This is a genomic window from Mycobacterium ostraviense (assembly GCF_002705925.1).
Classification (GTDB): Bacteria; Actinomycetota; Actinomycetes; order Mycobacteriales; family Mycobacteriaceae; genus Mycobacterium; species Mycobacterium ostraviense.
Genome location: NZ_NKRE01000095.1, coordinates 1 through 648 on the forward strand (window position 1 = coordinate 1; position 648 = coordinate 648).

A 648-nucleotide genomic window follows, 5' to 3' on the forward strand; every position below is an offset into this window, starting at 1 on the left:
GCAGACTGGATGCCCTGGATGCAGACTCGCACGTCAAACCGCCCGGGAAACGGCAGGCGACTCAGCTGATCGCCAGGGCGGCCAGTCCGGTGGCGCCGATGTGGCCGTGAGGTTTGCGCAGGTTGTGGCAGGTTGCCAACAGTAGCCATTCGCCGCGGGCCTGATCGAGCCCGCGAAGCAAGAGTTGTTTGGCGTTTTGCGGTGTGTGGATTTGGCCGAAAACGGGTTCGACGATCGCCTTGCGGCGGACATAAATGGTGCGGCCCGTGTGGGTCGTGAGCTTGCCAGCCGTGCGCTGTTTTTCAGTGGCATCGTTGGGGATACGGCCACGTGGGGCGACCGGCGGCGGGTCGTCGCGGCGGTGAGGTGCGGTGGCGATATAGAACTCGGTGCCGTGTTCGGCGGCGTAATCGGCGGCGGCGTCGAGGTTGTTGGCCGAGCAATAGCCGGCGTCGGCAAGTAGCTGACGAGGGGCCTGCCCGGTGTTGGCCACCGTCTGCTGGGTCATCGGGATCAAGGCGCCCACATCGGAGGCGTTGGTACCTAGCGTGGTAGCCACGATCACCTGATGATCCTCATCGACCACAGCTTGGGCGTTATAGCACTGATGAAACGCCTCGTCACCGGTGAGCATGATCTTGGAGTCCG

General features: G+C 63.7%; 1 protein-coding gene. It reads right to left on the minus strand.

Annotated features, from left to right (window positions below; translation table 11 throughout):
• Positions 1-61 precede the first annotated feature (61 nt).
• Positions 62-648 (minus strand): transposase (locus tag CDN38_RS28100; protein WP_204903266.1); only part of this gene is annotated, 587 nt, incomplete at its 5' end.